16 protein-coding genes are annotated in these 19655 nt (G+C 40.2%); 3 read left to right on the top strand and 13 right to left on the bottom strand.

The genetic code is table 11. The features are described from left to right. Positions 1-140: 140 nt before the first annotated feature. Positions 141-1355, bottom strand: coding sequence for a pyridoxal phosphate-dependent aminotransferase (locus RG565_RS06740; protein ID WP_003039623.1), 1215 nt, complete (start codon positions 1353-1355; stop codon positions 141-143). Between the two features lie 151 nt (positions 1356-1506). Here RG565_RS06740 and RG565_RS06745 point away from each other — a divergent pair, with 151 nt between their 5' ends. Then, positions 1507-1959, top strand: a complete 453-nt coding sequence (locus RG565_RS06745) for a universal stress protein (RefSeq protein ID WP_003028799.1) — start codon at positions 1507-1509, stop codon at positions 1957-1959. 45 nt (positions 1960-2004) lie between these two features. Here RG565_RS06745 and RG565_RS06750 read toward each other — a convergent pair whose 3' ends face one another. Continuing rightward, positions 2005-3393 (bottom strand): Cof-type HAD-IIB family hydrolase, encoded by a 1389-nt coding sequence (locus tag RG565_RS06750; RefSeq protein ID WP_247937074.1) that lies wholly within the window; start codon positions 3391-3393, stop codon positions 2005-2007. Between the two features lie 64 nt (positions 3394-3457). On the opposite strand from RG565_RS06750, the gene RG565_RS06755 reads away from it, so the two are divergent. After that, positions 3458-4420, top strand: a complete 963-nt coding sequence (locus tag RG565_RS06755; RefSeq protein ID WP_247937073.1) for an asparaginase — start codon at positions 3458-3460, stop codon at positions 4418-4420. A 331-nt stretch (positions 4421-4751) separates the two neighbouring features. On the opposite strand, the gene recG is transcribed toward RG565_RS06755, so the two are convergent. The 9 genes from recG to celB form a co-directional block, all read right to left on the bottom strand. After that, complete coding sequence (recG, locus tag RG565_RS06760) at positions 4752-6767, bottom strand: ATP-dependent DNA helicase RecG (RefSeq protein ID WP_022525142.1); 2016 nt, start codon at positions 6765-6767, stop codon at positions 4752-4754. A gap of 103 nt (positions 6768-6870) precedes the next feature. After that, positions 6871-7977 (bottom strand): alanine racemase, encoded by a 1107-nt coding sequence (gene alr / locus RG565_RS06765; RefSeq protein ID WP_003027390.1) that lies wholly within the window; start codon positions 7975-7977, stop codon positions 6871-6873. Next, positions 7964-8329, bottom strand: a complete 366-nt coding sequence (gene acpS / locus RG565_RS06770; RefSeq protein ID WP_003039726.1) for a holo-ACP synthase — start codon at positions 8327-8329, stop codon at positions 7964-7966. The genes alr and acpS overlap by 14 nt, the downstream gene beginning before the upstream one ends. A 110-nt stretch (positions 8330-8439) precedes the next feature. Next, the gene (locus tag RG565_RS06775) at positions 8440-9480 is read right to left on the bottom strand and encodes a 3-deoxy-7-phosphoheptulonate synthase (protein WP_247937072.1); all 1041 of its coding nucleotides are present in this window, start codon (positions 9478-9480) and stop codon (positions 8440-8442) included. A 23-nt stretch (positions 9481-9503) separates the two neighbouring features. After that, positions 9504-12023 (bottom strand): preprotein translocase subunit SecA, encoded by a 2520-nt coding sequence (gene secA, locus RG565_RS06780; protein ID WP_268732227.1) that lies wholly within the window; start codon positions 12021-12023, stop codon positions 9504-9506. Between the two features lie 127 nt (positions 12024-12150). After that, a complete protein-coding gene (locus RG565_RS06785; protein ID WP_247937070.1) occupies positions 12151-13998 on the bottom strand; it encodes an APC family permease in 1848 nt (615 codons plus the stop codon). A gap of 252 nt (positions 13999-14250) precedes the next feature. After that, complete coding sequence (manA, locus tag RG565_RS06790) at positions 14251-15195, bottom strand: mannose-6-phosphate isomerase, class I (RefSeq protein WP_247937112.1); 945 nt, start codon at positions 15193-15195, stop codon at positions 14251-14253. A 32-nt stretch (positions 15196-15227) separates the two neighbouring features. Beyond that, on the bottom strand, positions 15228-15953 hold the full coding sequence (locus tag RG565_RS06795) for a GntR family transcriptional regulator (RefSeq protein WP_106083060.1): 726 nt from the start codon (positions 15951-15953) through the stop codon (positions 15228-15230). A 33-nt stretch (positions 15954-15986) separates the two neighbouring features. Continuing rightward, positions 15987-17255: a PTS cellobiose transporter subunit IIC gene (celB, locus tag RG565_RS06800; protein WP_247937069.1), complete on the bottom strand. Its 1269-nt coding sequence runs from the start codon at positions 17253-17255 to the stop codon at positions 15987-15989. 144 nt (positions 17256-17399) lie between these two features. Between celB and RG565_RS06805 the strand changes: the two genes are divergently transcribed. After that, positions 17400-18797, top strand: a complete 1398-nt coding sequence (locus RG565_RS06805) for a glycoside hydrolase family 1 protein (protein ID WP_247937068.1) — start codon at positions 17400-17402, stop codon at positions 18795-18797. 133 nt (positions 18798-18930) lie between these two features. On the opposite strand, the gene RG565_RS06810 is transcribed toward RG565_RS06805, so the two are convergent. Continuing rightward, a complete protein-coding gene (locus tag RG565_RS06810) occupies positions 18931-19251 on the bottom strand; it encodes a PTS cellobiose transporter subunit IIA (RefSeq protein ID WP_021002019.1) in 321 nt (106 codons plus the stop codon). Positions 19252-19261: 10 nt separating this feature from the next. After that, complete coding sequence (locus RG565_RS06815) at positions 19262-19576, bottom strand: PTS cellobiose transporter subunit IIB (protein ID WP_022525145.1); 315 nt, start codon at positions 19574-19576, stop codon at positions 19262-19264. Positions 19577-19655 lie beyond the last annotated feature (79 nt).

Below are 19655 nucleotides of genomic sequence, written 5' to 3' on the forward strand. Positions count from 1 at the left end.
TGATTATATCATAAAGCGCTTTAATCTTCAACAATTATCTGAAAATTGTTTATTGAGATACAATTGTGTGCAATTAGTTCTGCTAAGTTTATTGCTCTTTTATTTCAGCAACAAAAAAGCAACCTTTCGGCTGCTCTTCGTCATCTCCGATATTGCCTTAAGAAACGAGTCATCTTCTCTTGAATTTGTGCCAATTCATCTACACGAGGCAGATAAACAATCCGGAAATGATCTGGATCTTTCCAGTTAAAGCCTCGTCCGTGCACCAACAAAATCTTTTCTTGCTTTAAGAAATCAAGCACGAATTGCTCATCATCGTCCACTCGGTACATTTCTCTGTCAATTTTAGGAAAAATATAAAGCCCCGCTTTAGGTTTGGTTGCTGACAAGCCTGGAATTTCATTGATAGCCTTGTAAATAAAGTTTCGTTGCTCATAAATGCGCCCACCAGGAAGCAGCAATTCATCGACTGATTGATAACCACCAAGCGACGTTTGTACCACATGCTGAGATAAGACGTTTGAGCACAAACGCATATTGGATAGCATGTTTAGCCCTTCAATATAATCTTTCACGTGATATTTAGGACCAGATAACACCATCCACCCGACACGAAAACCCGCGATACGGTGTGATTTAGACAAGCCGTTCATGCTGACACAAAAGAGGTCAGGAGCCAAACTGGCGATAGCCGTATGTTTCTCACCGTCCATCACTAAACGGTCATAAATCTCATCTGCAAAAATAATCAAGTTGTTTTGCCGCGCAACTTCAACAAGTTCTTCCAACACCTCTTTAGGATACAAAGCTCCTGTCGGATTGTTTGGGTTGATAACGACAATAGCTTTTGTATTAGAAGTAATTTTCGATCTAATGTCATCAATATCTGGGTACCAATCAGCAGCTTCATCACAAAGATAGTGAACAGCATTCCCTCCTGCTAAACTGACCGCTGCGGTCCAGAGTGGATAATCCGGCATCGGAACCAATACCTCATCGCCATTGTCTAGCAAACCTTGCATAGACATGACAATCAGCTCGCTGACTCCATTTCCAAGGTAGACATCGTCAATATCAACATTTGGAATATTCTTTAACTGGCAATATTGCATAATAGCTTTCCGAGCAGAAAAAATCCCTTTCGAGTCAGAATACCCCTCGCTATCACGTGCATTCATAATCAAGTCATGAATCACCTCATCTGGCGCTGTAAAACCAAACTCAGCTGGGTTTCCTGTATTCAAACGGAGGATTTTCTCACCGTTTGCGCGCATCCTCATGGCTTCTTCTAAGACAGGACCACGAATATCATAAGCCACATGTTCTAATTTTGTTGATTTATTAAATTCTTTCATCGAATTTTTCCTCATTTCAAAAGAGTCAATTTATTATAACGCAATTTTTCTAAAAAATCTAAAAAACTTCTTGTAAAGTCTGCATGAAAATGCTTTACTTTTTTCATGTAAAGGGTTACAATATAACTAAAGAAAGAATGGAGGTATTCCTATGCTACAAAGATATCAAAACATTATGGTCGCTGTTGACGGTTCTCACGAAGCTGAGCTTGCCTTTGAAAAGGGTGTAAATGTTGCGCTTAGAAATAATTCACGCCTAACGATCGCCCATGTGATTGATACACGTGCCTTGCAAAGCGTTTCTACATTTGATGCAGAAGTCTATGAAGAATTGCAAGAAGATGCAAAGAAACTCATGGATCAATATGCTGAAAAAGCCAAAGAAGCCGGCGTGGGAAATGTTGTCACAGTTGTTGAAATGGGAAATCCGAAAACCCTTCTTGCCACTGATATTCCAGAAGAACAAAAAGTTGATCTCATCATGGTCGGTGCTACTGGGCTCAATGCCTTTGAACGGTTACTGGTTGGTTCCTCATCTGAATACATCTTGCGTCATGCAAAAGTTGACTTACTTGTTGTTCGTGATAAGGAAAAAACATTATAATACAAAGATAAAGAGAGATTGGCATAAACCAGTCTCTCCTCTTTTTTATTCTTCATTTTTTTCACAATTCCGTTGATAAGCTTGAATTTGACGTTCAAGCTCTTTTTTGATAGCAGGCTCCGGTGCATAATTTTTTTCCCAATCATCTGGTTTTAAAATTTTATGAGTAACTGGGTCAAAGTGCGCTTTACCATCTGGGAAGAGTTTCCCCATATTCGCTTGGTGTACAATTTCAAATAAACGCTCAGGATCTACTCCCATTAAAACAAAACTACCATAAGTAAAATACAACATATCAATCAGTGCATCTACTTGCCCAACTAAGGACATCTCTGCTTTGCTCTTCTTTTTGACTTTTTCAGCAGCTTTGTTCACAGCTTCGTGCAAAGATTGAACAGACTGATTGAAAATTTCTTCTGACGGACTGGCTGCCCGTAAAAATTCTACTAATTCTTCTACCTTGAAACCTGCACGATGACGAGCACCTTCTGTTGTCCACAGGATGGGCTCTTCCTGCGTGCATTCATCCATTATCCCATGAAATTCTTTGACCTTATTAAAGTGGTGGTCGCTACTGACAAAGACTTTTTCACTTGCCAAAATACCAAAATGCTCCAAAGCCTTATGAATCCCGTCCTGACTATTGCTGCTAGTAGTGTGTTTCGCAACTTCTTTCACTCGGCTGGTTCCATTTCCCATGGCGATGGACATACCAACCCCCGCTAACATTTCAACATCATTATCAGAATCACCAAAAGCCATGACTTGATTGATATCAAAGCCATATTCTTTTCCAACCAGCTTAATTCCCTCTAGCTTGGACATACCCTGATTGATAATGTCAGCCGCAAAAGGACTGCTACGAGTAAACTTTAAATCTGGAAAATCTACTTCGATAGCTTGTGTTTCTTTTGGTGTTGCCAGCATCAGTACTTGATAAATCGGCTCTTGAATAGATTTCAATAAATCATCCTGTTGTTGAGGAAGTGCCTTACTAATCACATTGTTGAAACTTTTATTGACCAAGTGTGTCATCTTCTTCGGAACAAAGCGACTGGTCCATTGAGAAAACTTGCTCATGCCAAAGCTCATGATTTTGGAGCCAACCACTCCTGATTTTGTCCCAAATGAAATTTCTATTTTATGCTGGCGAGCATACTGAATCAAGTGACGCAAACTGGTTTTATCAATTGGCTTCGCAGAAATGACTTTATCTTTTGAAAAAATATATTGTCCATTATAGGTTACTGCAAAGTCCAAATCCAACTGCTCCATAAAGGATTGGACAAAAAAGGGGCCTCTTCCTGTTGCTAAACCAACTAAAATACCTTGCTGTTTTAAACTATGGATTGCTTGTTCTGTGGATTTCAAGACCGTCCGACTATCATTTACTAATGTCCCGTCAATATCAAAAAAGACTGCTTTGATTTCCATTCATTTCTCATCTCTTTCTTTTATGATACAATAATTATAGCATAGATTCAGGAGAAGCTCACTTATGACCAAAAGAATTTTAGTTTTACATACTGGCGGTACTATTTCCATGCAGGCGGACACTACTGGAAAAGTCGTCACAACTGAACACAATCCCATGAACCATGTCACAGTTCCTCTAGAAGGCATTCAAGTGACGGCTCTTGATGTTTTCAATATTCCTAGCCCTCACATAACACCACAGCACATGTTGCAATTGTATCAAAAAATCAAGACAGACGGGAAGCATTTTGACGGGGTTGTAATTACTCATGGAACGGACACTCTGGAAGAAACAGCTTATTTTTTGGATACCATGGAACTTCCAGATATTCCTGTCGTCTTGACCGGTGCCATGCGAAGCTCCAATGAACTAGGAAGTGACGGAGTTTACAATTACTTATCTGCACTTCGTGTAGCAAGTGATGACAAAGCACGCGGAAAAGGCGTTCTGGTGGTTATGAATGATGAAGTCCATGCTGCCAAATACGTGACAAAAACGCATACGACCAATGTCAGCACTTTTCAAACGCCAACTCATGGACCACTCGGACTGATTATGAAGCAAGAAATCCTCTATTTCAAAACAGCTGAACCACGCGTTCGTTTTCATTTAGATAAAATTTCTGGGTTAGTACCGATTATCCCAGCCTATGCTGGAATGAAAACTGAACTGCTTGATATGCTAGACTTGGAAAAGATAAACGGTCTCATCATTGAAGGCTTTGGCGCTGGAAATCTACCACAAGAAGTTGCCCAAAAGCTCAGAAAACTTGCGAATTCTGGATTACCAATTGCACTTGTATCACGTTGCTTTAACGGGATTGCAGAGCCAGTTTACGCTTATGAAGGAGGCGGTGTAAAGTTACACGAATCAGGAATCATGTTTGTCAAAGAGCTGAATGCTCCTAAAGCTCGTATCAAGCTGCTAATCGCCCTGAATGCTAGACTTCAAGAGCAAGAATTAAAAGACTACATGGAAGGCTAGGTTCTTACATAGATAAAAAGCCTCGAGTGATTCGAAGCTTCTTAGGATATTTTATGTTTAGGAGATTTATGAAAAAAAGTTTTTAGCTCTTTTGTTTTTTAGTTATTTGCCATATATTTCTGATTCCTTTCCTGTTTTTTTGAATGTTTTGTTATAATTTACTTTAATATTTACTGTCATTGGACTTACCTCTTTCTTTTTGATGAATTTAGTATAGCCCGAAAAACTTAAAGCAGACTTATAGATTTCTTTCAGAAAACTTAATTTAAAAAACTTCATCCAAATGAAAATGGTGAAGTTTTTTTGTTTTATACATGATGATAGACTCAAATCAATCCAAATAATCCTGTTGTTCCAAATGAAGTGCTACAATATACCAGTCTGCATTCGTTCGCCAATCAGGAGTGGACACAATTTGACTGGCGACCTTTCTGGCCTCTTCTAAAATTGGATAATCCTCCAAAATATCCGCTACCTGAAATTCCGGCAAACCAGACTGACGAGTGCCAAAGATTTCACCAGAACCACGCATTTTCAAATCTTCCTCAGCTAAGACAAAACCGTCAGTTGTTTCCGTCATGATTTTCATGCGTTTCTTGCCAGATTCCGTCTTGGGATTAGCCACGAGAACCGCATAAGACTGCTTATTCCCACGACCTACTCGACCACGTAACTGATGAAGCTGACTGAGCCCAAATCGATCCGCATCCATGATTAGCATGACCGTAGCATTGGGCACATTGACACCGACTTCAATAACAGTCGTGGAAACCAGAATGTCCGTTTTCCCTTCCTTAAAATCCTGCATAATGGCATCTTTTTCATCGCTCTTCATTTTACCATGTAGTAGTGCTACATGAGCTTTGTCACCGAAATAAGCCTTTAGTTCCTTTTCCAAAGCAATCGCATTTTTCAGATCCAGCGCTTCTGACTCCTCAATCAAAGGAGAGATGACATAGATTTGAGCACCTCGTTGCAGCTCTTTTAGCAACCAATCCAGAACTACTTCCAGCTGCTCATGCTTGACCCAACGGGTGATGATTGGCTTACGTCCTGCTGGCATTTGATCAATAATGGACACATCCATATCGCCAAAAGCAGTAATAGCAAGCGTCCTAGGAATGGGCGTTGCAGTCATCATGAGGACATCAGGATTATTTCCTTTTTCTCGCAAAATTCGCCTCTGCCCCACTCCAAAGCGGTGCTGTTCATCAATAATCACCAGACCGAGCTGATGATATATCACACTTTCTTGAATCAAAGCATGAGTGCCGACAATCATATCCACCTGACCAACCTCAATAGCTTCTAGTGCCTGTCTGCGTTCTGCTGGCTTCATTCCTCCTGTCAACAGAATTATCCGCAGTTCAGGAAAAAGTTGGCTCAAGCTATCAAAGTGCTGCTCTGCCAAGATTTCAGTCGGTACCATGAGAGTAGATTGCAAACCAGCTGTATAAGTAGCATACATAGCTAAACCTGCAACCACCGTCTTTCCGCTTCCGACATCTCCCTGCAAGAGCCTGTTCATGTGAGCTGGCGATTTCATATCCTGTAAAATCTCGTTTAGACTGCGCTCTTGAGCAACTGTCAGCTCAAAAGGTAGAGTAGCTTTTTTATTTTCTAGCAAGTCTGCCTGCCAAGGAATAATTAAGCCCTGACTAACATCTTTTGTTTCACATTTGAGAACCTGCAATTGCATTTGAAAATAAAAAAGCTCTTCAAACTTGACCCGACGCAAGGCTTGTTTGTACTCTGTTAAGTCTTTTGGAAAATGCATTGCTCGTACAGCCTGACTACGTTCCACTAACTGATAGCGCTCCAGCAGAATTTGAGGCAGATTTTCTTCCAACAGAAGTTCTAAGCTTTGGTCAAAAGCTGTCTTAATGACCTTCACCAAACTAGCTTGACTAATCCCTTGTGCCACTCGATAAACAGGCTGCAAATCATCTTCTACTTGTGCTAGAATTTTCATCCCGGTCAAACTAGCCTTTGCCTTATCCCATTTTCCGAAAATAGCAATGGTTGAGCCAACCTCCACCTTGTCTGCTAGATAAGGTTGATTAAAGAAGTTGACTGCAAGTACCACCTCTCCCTGCTTTATGGTAAAACGCAGGCGATTGCGCTTGTAGCCATAGTACTGGACATTTGCTGGTGTAGTCACCACCCCTGAAATAACTGCCTTTTCACCATCTTCCAGTTCTAACACATTCTTACTTTTAAAATCTTCATAGCGAAAGGGAAAATAGAGCAGCAAATCTTGCAGGCTTTCAATTCCCAGCTTAGTAAATTTTTCAGCAGATTTCGGTCCTACACCCGGCAGAACCGTTAAAGGTTGGTGTAAATTCATAATTCCTCTTTCAGTTCTGTTTTTCAAGAGTTTGTAAAAGCAGATTGGAACAACCATGCTGAAAATAGCTTTCTAGATTTTTCCAACTGCTTTTTAGTTTCAATCAATTTTTATAAACTCTAGGCACACGATCACTAATCAAGCAAACCACCTCGTAGTTGATTGTTCCTCGTTTTTCTGCTACATCTGTTGCCGAAATAGATTTTTTACTGCTTTCTCCGATAAAAACAACAGGTGTACCAATAGGATAAGCTTTAGGTAGACGAACAGTAATCTGATCCATAGACACACGCCCAACAATAGGACAAGGTTGCCCGTCAATCAAAACATTAAAACCTTGCATATCTCGTGTCCAACCGTCTGCATATCCTAACGGGATCGTTCCAATATACTGCGAATTTTCACTTGTATAAGTAGCTCCATATCCCACATCTGCCCCTGCTTCCAGCTGCTTGACATGAACTAATTCCGACACCAGAGAAAGAGCCGGCTTCATTTCATAAGGAAGCTGCAAGGTACGACCGCTAGGATTGAGACCATAGATAATATCACCCAGACGCACCGCTTTCATCACAGTCTCTGCATGCCAAAGAGTCGTTGCAGAATTACTAGCGTGAACAATCGGTGGAACGGTTTCTAATTGCTCTAAAATTTCTTTAAAACGTGCCAACTGTGCCTCAAATTTATGGGTATCTGCTTCATCAGCTGTTGCAAAATGGGTGAAGATGCCTTCTACCTGAGCACCCGCTTTTTCCAAACGATGAATGGCTTCTTGAGCGTCTTGACTATCTCGAAAACCAATCCGTCCCATTCCAGAATCAATTTTTATGTGAACAACCAAGCTAGCTACATCTATATTTGACTTCAAGAGCAAATCAATCCATTCTAAACTAGCAACCGTACAGGTCACTTTGCGCTCAATTGCCAATGAAATGGCATGAACATCTGACACTCCTAATACCAAAATCTTTTTCGTAATGCCAGCATCACGCAACTCTACAGCTTCATCAATATTGGAAACACAAAAGCCATCTACAATTGACTCAATATAGCGTGTAACAGCAACCGCACCGTGACCATAAGCATCTGCCTTCACCACAGCCCACTTTTCCACATCGTTTGGAATGTGGGCAGCAATTTGCTTAATATTAAAGCTGATAGCAGCTAAATCAACAACGGCCTTAGTAGGTCGATGATTACTCGTTTTCATGATGTTCCTCCAAAATAACACTAGCTGTAACAATATTTCCTGCATGGCTGAGCGACACCCAGACCTTGCCAGAAAAAGGCGATTTGGTAAAAACGGGCGCTCCCTTTTCATCGTTTAAAATTTCTAAATCCTGAAAAGTGACACAGCCAATACCAGTCCCCCACGCTTTAGAAAAAGCCTCTTTAGCAGACCAACGTCCCGCCAAATATTCCATTTTTCGCTTGCCCGTCAGCTTTTCAAATCGGTCAAATTCTGCAGCTGTCAAAACCTTTTGGGCAAAGCGAGCATTTTTTTCGTAAACTTTTTGAATAGAAGAAATTTCCTCTATATCAATACCATGTCCTTTAATCATCTTTTTAAAAAGAGGCTGGGACACAAACGTGTGCCAGACTCAGTTACTTTCTAAAATAAAACTTAATGCGCTAATACTATCAGATTTTACAAATCCACTCCCCATCTTTTTTATTTTTCATTTTTAGATAGGGTAGTATAAATTTCCTTGACCAGTCTGACTGTATTATCCCAACCCAGACAAGGGTCTGTAATGGATTTTCCAAACACTTCAGGCTCATTTTGACGACCGTCTTCTAAGTAAGACTCGATCATAAAGCCACGTACAACTTTTTTGATTTTCTCATTCCAGTCACGATTGATTAAGGTTTGACGGACAATCCGCACCTGCTCTAAATACTGTTTACCAGAATTATCATGATTGGTATCAATGATGATAAAAGGATTTTCCAAGCCCATTTTTTCATATTGGTCAATCGTGTCTAGCAAATTATCATAGTAATAATTTGGAATGTTTTTTCCATACTCATCAAGTCCACCACGCAGAATAGCATGTGCCAGAGGATTCCCTGAAGTTTCTACTTCCTTACCAGCAAACAAGAAACTTTGCTTGTTTTGCGCTGCATAAATCCCATTAAACATGACATTAAGATTGCCAGACGTAGGATTTTTCAAGCCAGTCGCAACATCAGCTCCACTCGCTACAAAACGGTGTTGCTGATCTTCCACAGAACGCGCCCCAACAGCCATATATGAAATCAAATCATCTACCAACGGAAGATTTTCTGGATAGAGCATTTCATCGGCTGTCGTCATTCCTGTCTCCGTAATGACACGATAATGCAAATTCCGAACAGCCTTAATCCCGTTGATTAAGCTTGGAGCAGCCTTAGCATTCGGTTGATGAATCAATCCTTTATAACCATCGCCATTAGTACGAGGTTTTGCCGTATAAACACGCATGACCATGAAAATACGGTCTTTCACCTCTTCTTGGAGGGCAGATAAACGTTTTGCGTATTCCAGAACAGCAGCCTCATTATCAGAAGAACATGGACCAATAACCAACAGAATGCGGTCATCCTCTCCACGAATAATCGCATTTAACTCGCGATCTCGTGCCTCTTTTTTAGCTAAAGCCTCTCCTTCCAACTTTGATAAATTGCGAACCTTTGCTACATCAATTGGCTCGCTAGTTGCCTTAAATGTCATAATCTTCCCCCTCTTTACACTACTTATCTGTGGCGTCCATGACAATTTTTAAATTTCTTACCAGAACCACATGGACACAAGTCATTGCGCTTCACTTTTGTCAAATCAATATCGCTAGGTAAGCCAGAGTGTTGTGCTGAAATATTGCGTGTTGCTGTTGTGCTGATATGATGCTCCGTACGTGGACGTTCTTGCTCGTGAATTTGAGCCTTCATCATCAAACGCGTCACATCAAATTCGATCGAACCAATCATGTCATTAAACATACGGAAACTTTCAGCTTGGTATTCAACGACTGGGTTATTTTGAGCATAACCACGAAGTCCAACTGCGTTCCGAAGTTGATCCAAAGCATCAATGTGATCAGTCCATTTGCTATCTACAACGCGTAAAATCAGAACTTTTTGGAATTCTCTGACGGACTCTTCATCGCGAAGTTTTGCTACTTGACTATCATAAACTTCCAAGGCACGTTTGTATAAATCAGCCTTGATATCTTCATCAGACAAGCCTTCTAAATCTGCGATTTCAATAGATTCTTCTGGAACAAGATTGTATTTTGCAAAATTAACAATTGCTTCTAATTTTTCATCTTGTTCTGCACGACTGTTACCATCCACAAAACGGTTGATTGTTCGCTTCATCATGGCATGAATTTCCAGTGCCAAATCACGATCAGCCGTAATGACATCATAGCGCTGCGCATAGATAATTTCACGTTGCTCACGCATAACATCATCATATTGAAGGACTTGTTTACGTGTATCATAGTTGTTCCCTTCAACACGCTTTTGAGCTCCTTCTACTTGGCGCGTCAGCATACGAGATTTGATGACAGACTCTTCTTCGCTGAGGTTCATGCGATCCAAAACAGCTTTAATCCGTTCCGATCCAAAGCGACGCATAAGTTCATCTTCAAGTGATAGGTAGAATTGTGATTCACCAGGATCTCCTTGACGACCTGAACGACCACGAAGTTGATTATCAATACGACGGCTTTCATGGCGCTCTGTACCAATAACACAAAGTCCACCAAGCTCACGAACACCTTCACCAAGTTTAATATCCGTACCACGACCAGCCATATTGGTTGCAATCGTTACAGCACCTCGCTGACCAGCATTCATAATGATTTGCGCTTCTTTATAGTGATTTTTCGCATTCAATACTTCATGAGGAACTCCAGCTTCGACTAATTTTTTAGAAATATAATCACTTGTTTCAACTGCGACTGTCCCTACAAGAACAGGTTGTCCTTTTTCATGACGAGCTTTCACATCTTGGACAACCGCTTTAAATTTAGACTCAATACTTGGATAAAGAAGATCTGGATGGTCAATACGAGCTACTGGACGATTTGTCGGAATCGGAATGACCCGAATATTATATGTTTCTCGGAATTCTTCCTCTTCTGTCTTAGCTGTCCCTGTCATCCCTGACAATTTCTTATACATACGGAATAGATTTTGATAAGTGATAGAAGCCGAAGTCTTCGTTTCATCCTGAATTGGCACACCTTCTTTGGCTTCAATTGCTTGGTGAAGTCCGTCTGAATAGCGGCGACCTTCCATTGTACGACCTGTAAATTGATCCACAATCAAAATTTCTTGCTCTTCACTCACCACATAGTCAATATCTAACAGCATGATATAGTTTGCACGAAGGGCATTGTCAATAAAGTGAGTCAGTGCTACATTTTCAATATCATACAAGTTTTCTAACTTGAAGTAGCTTTCTGCTTTATCAATCCCAGAGTCAGAAAGTCCAATGGTTTTAGACTGCACATCAATGATGTAGTCATCTTTATTAAGAGACTTCACAAAGCTATCCGCCATGTGATAAAGTTGGTTCGTATCAGACGAAGTTGGTCCTGACACAATCAAAGGCGTACGAGCTTCGTCAATCAAAATGGAGTCTACTTCGTCAACCAAAGCGTAGTTGAGCGGGCGTTGCACCATGTTTTCAGCGCGCACTACCATGTTGTCACGCAAATAGTCAAAACCAATCTCTGCATTGGTTGAATACGTGATATCACATTCATAGGCTTCTTTTTTCTCTGCGGATGACTTGGCAGCAAGATTGATACCGACAGAAAGCCCCAACCAAGAGTACAGTTCCCCCATTTCCGTTGCGTCACGCTCTGTCAGATATTCATTTACTGTGACAACGTGAACCCCTTCTCCAGACAAGGCGTTCAGATAAACTGGCATGGTCGCTGTCAGGGTTTTTCCCTCCCCTGTACGCATTTCTGGCACATCTCCATGGTGTAAGACAATCCCACCCATAATCTGTACTGGGTAAGGGAAAAGTCCTAACACACGCTTTGCACCTTCACGAACAACCGCAAAAGCTTCATAAAGCAAGTCATCTAATGACTCGCCATTTTGATACCGTTGCTTAAATTCATCCGTCTTTGCTTTCAAAGCTTCATCTGACAAAGCAGCCATTTCATCTTCATACGCCATGACTTTCTTTGCCATTTTTTCTAATCTTCTTAATTCACCTTTATCATTTTCGATAATTTTTCTTAAAATATTCGCCATTTCTTTCCTTACTTGTTACAATTCTTATTTTAAAATGTTCTTTTCATTATAGCATTTTTCACTATATCTTTCAAGAAAATAAAAGGATAAAAACGGCAGTTCCATTCAAAACTGCCGTTTTATGTTCTTACTCTTTTAAGTGATAAGAATAACTGGCTACAACGACATTTTCATGCCATCTGAGGAAATATTTCAATTTCAAGCTCATTTGATTGTGCAGCATATTTTGCCAGCTATGATTTGGGATAAATTGCGGTACCAGCACTGTTACGGTATAACCTTTCTTCTGCGCACCACGAGCGATTTTTGTCACATACTGTACGGTTGGTCTGATGATATTACGGTAGCTTGTTTCCACATTTACAAATTGAATATTCGGAAAATATTGTTTAAATTCACTTGCTACTTCTTCATCTTTTTCTTGTGTTTCTTTGGTAGATACGTGCATGGCAATCACCTCATCACCGATACTACGGGCATAATTCATTGCACCAACACTAACACGCGTGACATTTCCAACAAGCACCAAAACCAAATTTCCTGCATAGTTCACGCATTCAATTTCTTCATTCAAACGTAGCTGTTTCGCCACTTTATTGTAATGATTTTTAATGCTCAGGAAAATCCACAATAAAACAATGATAATCGGGAAGAATGGCCAGATATCTCGCAAACGGAAAAACAGCAAAATCACTACAATGGTGTAACAAATCGCAGCACCCAAAATATTCGCCATTGAATATTTTAAGAAATGTTTTCCGTACTGCTTATGCCAATGCACAACCATTCCCGTTTGAGAAAGAGCAAAAGGCACAAACACACCAATGGTATAAAGCGGAATGAGCCGTTCAGTGTTTCCGTTGAAAATAAGCAACAGAAGAATAGCACCGATAGCTAAGGTCAAAATCCCGTTTGAATAACCAAGGCGTGCTCCTTTTTCCATATACATGTGTGGCATATATTTATTTTTTGCCATATTGTAGGATAACATAGGAAAGGCCGAAAAGCCTGTATTAGCCGCTACAGCAAGGATGAGAGCTGTTGACAGTTGGAAAATATAAAAGAGAAGCTGCCCAACAGGTGAATTTCCCAAAATAGCTTGCGCCATTTGAGCGAGCGTTGTAACACCTTTTACCGGAACGATTCCAATCCAGTAATTCAAAAAGGTAATGCCAGCAAACATGAAACCTAAAATGGCTGCCATAATTGCCAAGGTTTTCGCTGCATTTTCAGCTTTGGGTGTTTTGAAAAATGGTACAGAATTTGAAATAGCTTCCACACCTGTCAGAGAAGCCGAACCACTCGTGAAAGCGCGTAGCAGGAGCACTAAGCTGACACCTGAAATAGATTTTCCGATAGGAGCTGTTGCATGGTAGGATAAATTCCCCAGTAATAATTGCAATAAACCAAAGCCAATTAAGAAAACGGTACTTGCGATGAACAAATAAACTGGAATCATCAGAGAAACCGCAGATTCTCGCAGTCCGCGTAAGTTCATTAGCATTAAAACCAACACTAAAATAATCGAAATGTGCAAATTGTACGGATGCAAAGCAGGAATTGCTGACGTAATCGCATCCGCCCCAGACGAAACAGATACCGCTACTGTCAACATATAATCAACTAGCAAACTACCACCTGAAACTAGACCAGCTTTAGGGGAAAGATTTTCCGTTGTGACCATATAAGCCCCACCGCCTTGTGGGTAAGCATGAATCACCTGACGATATGAAATGGTTAAACTAGCCAGCAAAATCAGCACCACAATACCGATTGGCAAAGACCACCAAATTGCACCAGCAGATACGGATACCAAAACCAAAACAACTTGTTCAGGACCATAGGCAATCGAAGACAGAGCATCGCTTGACAGCATAGCCAAGGCTTGTAGCTTAGTGAGTAAATTCCCTTCATCTCCCTCATCGCTTGATTTCAAAGGTCGACCAATAAAAATATTCTTCAACTTGGAAAACATCTTTTTCTCCTAAATTTTCAATATCAGCTATTATAACGCTTTTCTGAAATACTATCAACGTTTTCTGAAAATGACATCATTTCTTAATATAACTGACAATTCCTGCAAAAATATAAGGATTGTACAGATAGGATTGTTTCATAGATACCTTTAAAAATCTGTAGAACAGTAGAGAACTACGCCATAATGCTTTACCTTATGATAAAAGAGGTCAAGGACTTTTCCTCAACCTCTGATGTTCTATAAAAGCTATTACGGATGACTAACAATCATTTCAAGGTCTTGTCCATCAAAAGTCCATGCTTCCACATCGCTTGGCAGGATAAAATGGTCTCCTTTTGCGATTGGATACGTTTCTCCATCTACGGTCAGCACACCTCCCCCTGCTAGCACACTTACTAGTAAATAAGCAGCTGTTTTCTCGATATCCACTTTTCCTGATACTTCCCATTTGTAGACGGCAAAGAAATCACTAGCTACTAGAAGCGTCGACGTCAAATCATCCGCTTTCACTGTAACTGGACGGCTATTAGCTGGTGCACCGATATTGAGCACATCAATGGATTTTTCCAAATGCAACTCGCGCAGATTGCCTTCATCATCTTTTCGGTCAAAGTCGTAGACACGATAGGTAGTGTCGCTAGACTGTTGCGTTTCTAAAATCAAAATACCTGAGCCAATCGCGTGCATAGTACCACTTGGAACATAGAAGAAATCTCCAGCCTTGACTGGCACTTTGGTTAAGAGCTTGTCCCATTCTTTCTTTTCAATCTGCTGGCGTAATTCTTCTCGTGATTTGGCATTGTGCCCGTAGATAATTTCTGCTCCTTCATCTGCAGCAATCACATACCAGCACTCCGTTTTTCCTAATTCTCCTTCGTGCTCCATAGCATAATGATCATCTGGATGAACCTGAACACTCAACCAATCATTAGCGTCCAAAATTTTGGTTAAAAGCGGAAAAACAGGCTCACTGCTGTTACCAAATAACTCTCGATGCTCTGCATAGAGCTGATCTAAGCCCGTACCAGCAAAACGACCGTTTTTGATCGTTGATACACCATGCGGGTGAGCCGAAATCGCCCAGTATTCGCCTACTTTGTCGCTGGGAATTTCATAGCCAAATTCGTCTCGTAGTTTCGTTCCGCCCCAAATTTTTTCCTGCATAACAGATTGTAAAAATAATGGTTCTGACATCATTTCCTCCTTTTCATTGTACAAATAATGACTTAAATATTTTTAACATCTAAAAGAGAATATCCTCTCGTGTCAAAGCGATTGCGACTTCTCGAATATTCAATCGGACGTCCATTTTCCAGATAAACAACTTGCTCCACCTGCAAAATCGGGTCTGTCTCTTGGCAAGCTAAATAGGTTTTGTCATATTCATCTGGCTTTTCAGCTGTGATATGGCGATAACTCCCGGCAAATTTTAAGTTTAATTCATCCCATAAATAAGCATAAATAGACTGAAGCAAAATCTCCTCATTCAATCTTGGTACCAAGTCACACGGCATATAAGTGTGTTCCAACACATAAGGTTGCTCATCAAGCAGACGCAATCGTATAATTTTATAAACTGGTGCCGTTACTTCCACTTGCAGGCGCTCTGCAAGATCAGCTTCTGGAAATTCAACTGCAAATTGAATAATCTGGCTCGTTAATTTTCGCTCATCATTTTTTAAATCTTGACTCAAGCCATTGTAGTTATTCAAGCGAAATTTTGAATCTTCTTTATCCCAAAAGGAGGAATTTAACACTCTCGTTCCATTTCCTTGTTTAGAAAAAATGAGTCCTTCAATGGTTAAAATCTCAACGGCTTTTTTGATGGTCATTCGGCTGACGCCAAATTCTTTTGATAATTCGGACTGAATAGGCAACATGGAGTCTACTGGGTAGACTCCACTTGCAATTCTATCTCGAAGTATATTTGCTATTTCTTCGTATTTAGGCATAAGATAGCTCCTGCAAATCTGTCTTTCATCTCATTATAATACAGAATCAGGTTGTTTGTCCAGCATACGAAGGAATGGATACCAGATAAATCCAACAATCACCATATCCACTAACTGAAGGACACCACCTAAAATGGAATTGGTTGCTAGCATTCCGCTAAAGAATACGGGTACTGTCCAAGGAACTGCCACTCCTGTTGGAGCTGGAACAATTCCTACTGCCATCACAGTATAGTTAAACGCAGTCACAACAATCGGTGCTAAAACCCATGGAATCAGAATAGTCGCATTCAAAACGATTGGCAAGCCAAAGATAACTGGTTCATTGACATTGAATAGCCCCGCGCCAAGAGCAAGTCGTCCAACGTCCTTATACATTTTCTTTTTCAGAATAAAAGCCATAATGATAACTACAGCTAGCGTCATCCCAGAACCACCTAAACCAACAGTAAATGTTTCCATAAATGATTTGGAAATAATGTGTGGCAAATGCTTGCCAGCCTGATAAGCCTCTAAGTTATCCAACATCAATGTATTCCAAATTGGATCCATGACAGAATTAACAAGAATTTGTCCATGAAGTCCAAAGAACCATAAAAATTGAACAAAGAAGATTGCCACTAAAGTTGCCCAGATACTACTTCCCAAGCCAACCAGCGGCGTTTGAATAACCTTATAAATAATATCATGAAGATTTGCATTGAAAAATCCTGTCAAACTAGCATTGACAAACAAGAATATGGAAAGAGTCAATACGGCAGGAATCAAAGCCGCAAACGACTTGGCTACTGCAGGCGGAACGCTGTCTGGCATTTTAATCTGCCAACCTTTTTTCGTTGCCCAGCAGTAGATTTCCGCCGCCAAAAATGCAACCAGCATGCCAAGGAACATCCCTTTAGCCCCTAAACGGTCTAAACTCAATACGCCTGAAATTTTTTCACCTTTTTCTGACATGGTATAAAAAGGTGTCAAGAGAAGAAAACTAGAAAAGGAAACGGCTCCTCCAAAGATTCCCTCTACATCATAAGATTTTGATAAATAATAGCCAATACCAAACGTTACAAACACTGTCATAATAGACATTGTTGCACTTTGACCGCTACCAAACAGATTAGATAAAGTTGCTTTCGTTGCATCATTAAAAAATGGCAAATTGTTAAATACTACTACGATTGAGCCAAACATCGTTAATGGAAAGGAGAGCATAAAAGCATCCCGTAAAACAGCCAAATAACGATTGGAAGCGAGCTTGTTTGCCAATGGCAACAACTTATCACCGATTTGATCTAGAAACTTGTTCATCAATCTTCCCTCTTTTTCTTTTTTTGATACTCTAACTATACTATATTTTTTGTAAAATGTCTATACTTTTTTAATAAAAGATTGACTTTTTTCTAAAAAAAGTATAGAATTATATTATAGAGAATTTTTTAAAGGAGAAAATATATGACATTTCTAACATTTCCAAAGGGATTTTTCTGGGGGACTGCTTCCAGCGGTCCGCAAACAGAAGGGCGTTTTGAGGGGGACGGAAAGGGAGAGAATATCTGGGACTATTGGTACGATAAAGAGCCCGAAAAATTCTTCAATCATATTGGCCCAGATAAAGCTTCTTATAATTATCAGTATTACAAAGAAGATGTGCAATTGATGAAAGCAACAGGGCATAATTCTTTCCGCACTTCTATCCAATGGAGTCGCCTAATCCCTGAAGGCGTTGGTGCTGTTAATCCCAAAGCTGTGGATTTTTACAACTCATTCATTGATGAACTGATTGCAAATGGTATTGAGCCATTTATCAACTTGTACCATTTTGACATGCCAATGGCACTGCAAGAAAAAGGCGGTTGGCTCAATCGGGAAACGGTTGATGCTTATGTAAATTTCGCAAAAACCTGCTTTGAGTTATTTGGAGACCGTGTCAAATATTGGTTTACCCATAACGAGCCGATTGTCCCTGTTGAAGGTGGCTACCTCTATAACTTCCATTATCCTAACGAAGTCAACATGAAACACGCTGTTCAAGTGGCTTTTTATGAAATGCTCGCCAGTAGCTTAGCTGTCAAAGCCTATCATGAAAACCAAGACGGAAAAATCGGGATCATCCTTAACTTAACTCCAAGCTATCCGCGTGATGAAAACAATCCCGAAGATGTCAAAGCTGCTCAGATTGCGGATGCTTTCTTTAACCGCTCTTTCTTAGATCCTGCTATCAAGGGCGAATATCCGGCTGACTTGATTGCCCTTATTAAGGAATTAGACATGGTGCCAGAACACACAAGTAAGGATTTGCAGACTATTAAAGAAAACACCATTGATTTGCTTGGTGTCAATTATTACCAGCCACGTCGGGTTAAAGCAAAAGAAAATCCTGCCGGTAAGGATCCGCAGAATCCTATGCCAGATGATTTCTTTGACTACTACGATATGCCGAATAAAAAAATGAACCCTTATCGCGGTTGGGAAATCTATGAAAAAGGGATTTACGATATTATGATTAACGTTCGTGATAACTACGGTAATATTCCTTGCTACATCTCAGAAAATGGTATGGGCGTTGAAGGTGAGGAGCGCTATATCAATGCCAATGATCAAATCGAGGATGATTACCGTATTTACTTTATCAAAGATCATCTCCGTTACCTTCATCAAGCGATTAACGAAGGAGCTAACTGCCTTGGTTATCATCTCTGGACCTGTATGGACAATTGGTCCTGGTGCAATGCCTATAAAAATCGCTATGGACTTATTGCCGTTGACCTAGACCAACAAGGTAAACGAACGATTAAAAAATCGGGTTATTTCTTTAAAGAACTGTCTGACAAAAACGGTTTTGAAGATTGAATTTAGCAAAACTCCCCAAGGTATCGGAACCCTTGGGGAGTTTGAGTTATCTTAAAAATAAAAAATAAACCTATAACATGTAACTAGTTTGCACAAATGTTATAAGTTTATTCTTAGGAGGTTTAGCAATAAATTATTTTTCTTCTAGCTTTTTATATAATTCAAGCATTTCTAATGCCACTTCACGTAATGTCATCGTTGTCATCAAATGGTCTTGTGCATGAACCATGATAATCTCGATCTTAATCTCAACACCACTTGCATAATCTTGCAACAATTTCGTTTGCGCGTGATGCGCTTCAACCAACTCTGTATTCGCAGCTTCCAATTTTTGAGAGGCTTCATCGTAGTGACCAAGACGCATCGCTGCAAATGCTTCGTGTACTGTTGCACGCGCCGTTCCACTATGAAGAATGATTTCAAACGCTGCTACTTGTAATTCTTCTGTATTCATAAAACCCTCTTTATAGATTGTCCGTTACCACTTTGGCTAAGGCTGCGACCCCTGTTGGGATAGGCACATAGGCTTGAGGCGGAATTTGAACAACTGGGCGTCCAACTCTTTCACCGAGGTCAGCAAATTGTTTGAAATACATTCTTGTTTGAGGACTAATTAAATAAAGATCAAACGCTGCAGATTCAATCACTTTATTTCCTTCTGTTGCACCAATTGCTTCAACGGTAATGTCTTGTCCTTGACCTTGAAGGTATTCAGTTGTCTTTTTTGCCATAAGAGAGGAAGACATCCCTGCCGCACAGATAATTAACGCTTTTGCCATGAAAATTCTCCTTAAAATATTGTATATTAGGTAATTTTTTATTAACGAATTACCTATCATTGATATTAGTATAGCACAG

The sequence above is a fragment of the Streptococcus sp. IsoGale021 genome (assembly GCF_031142795.1).
Taxonomy (GTDB): domain Bacteria; phylum Bacillota; class Bacilli; order Lactobacillales; family Streptococcaceae; genus Streptococcus; species Streptococcus hominis.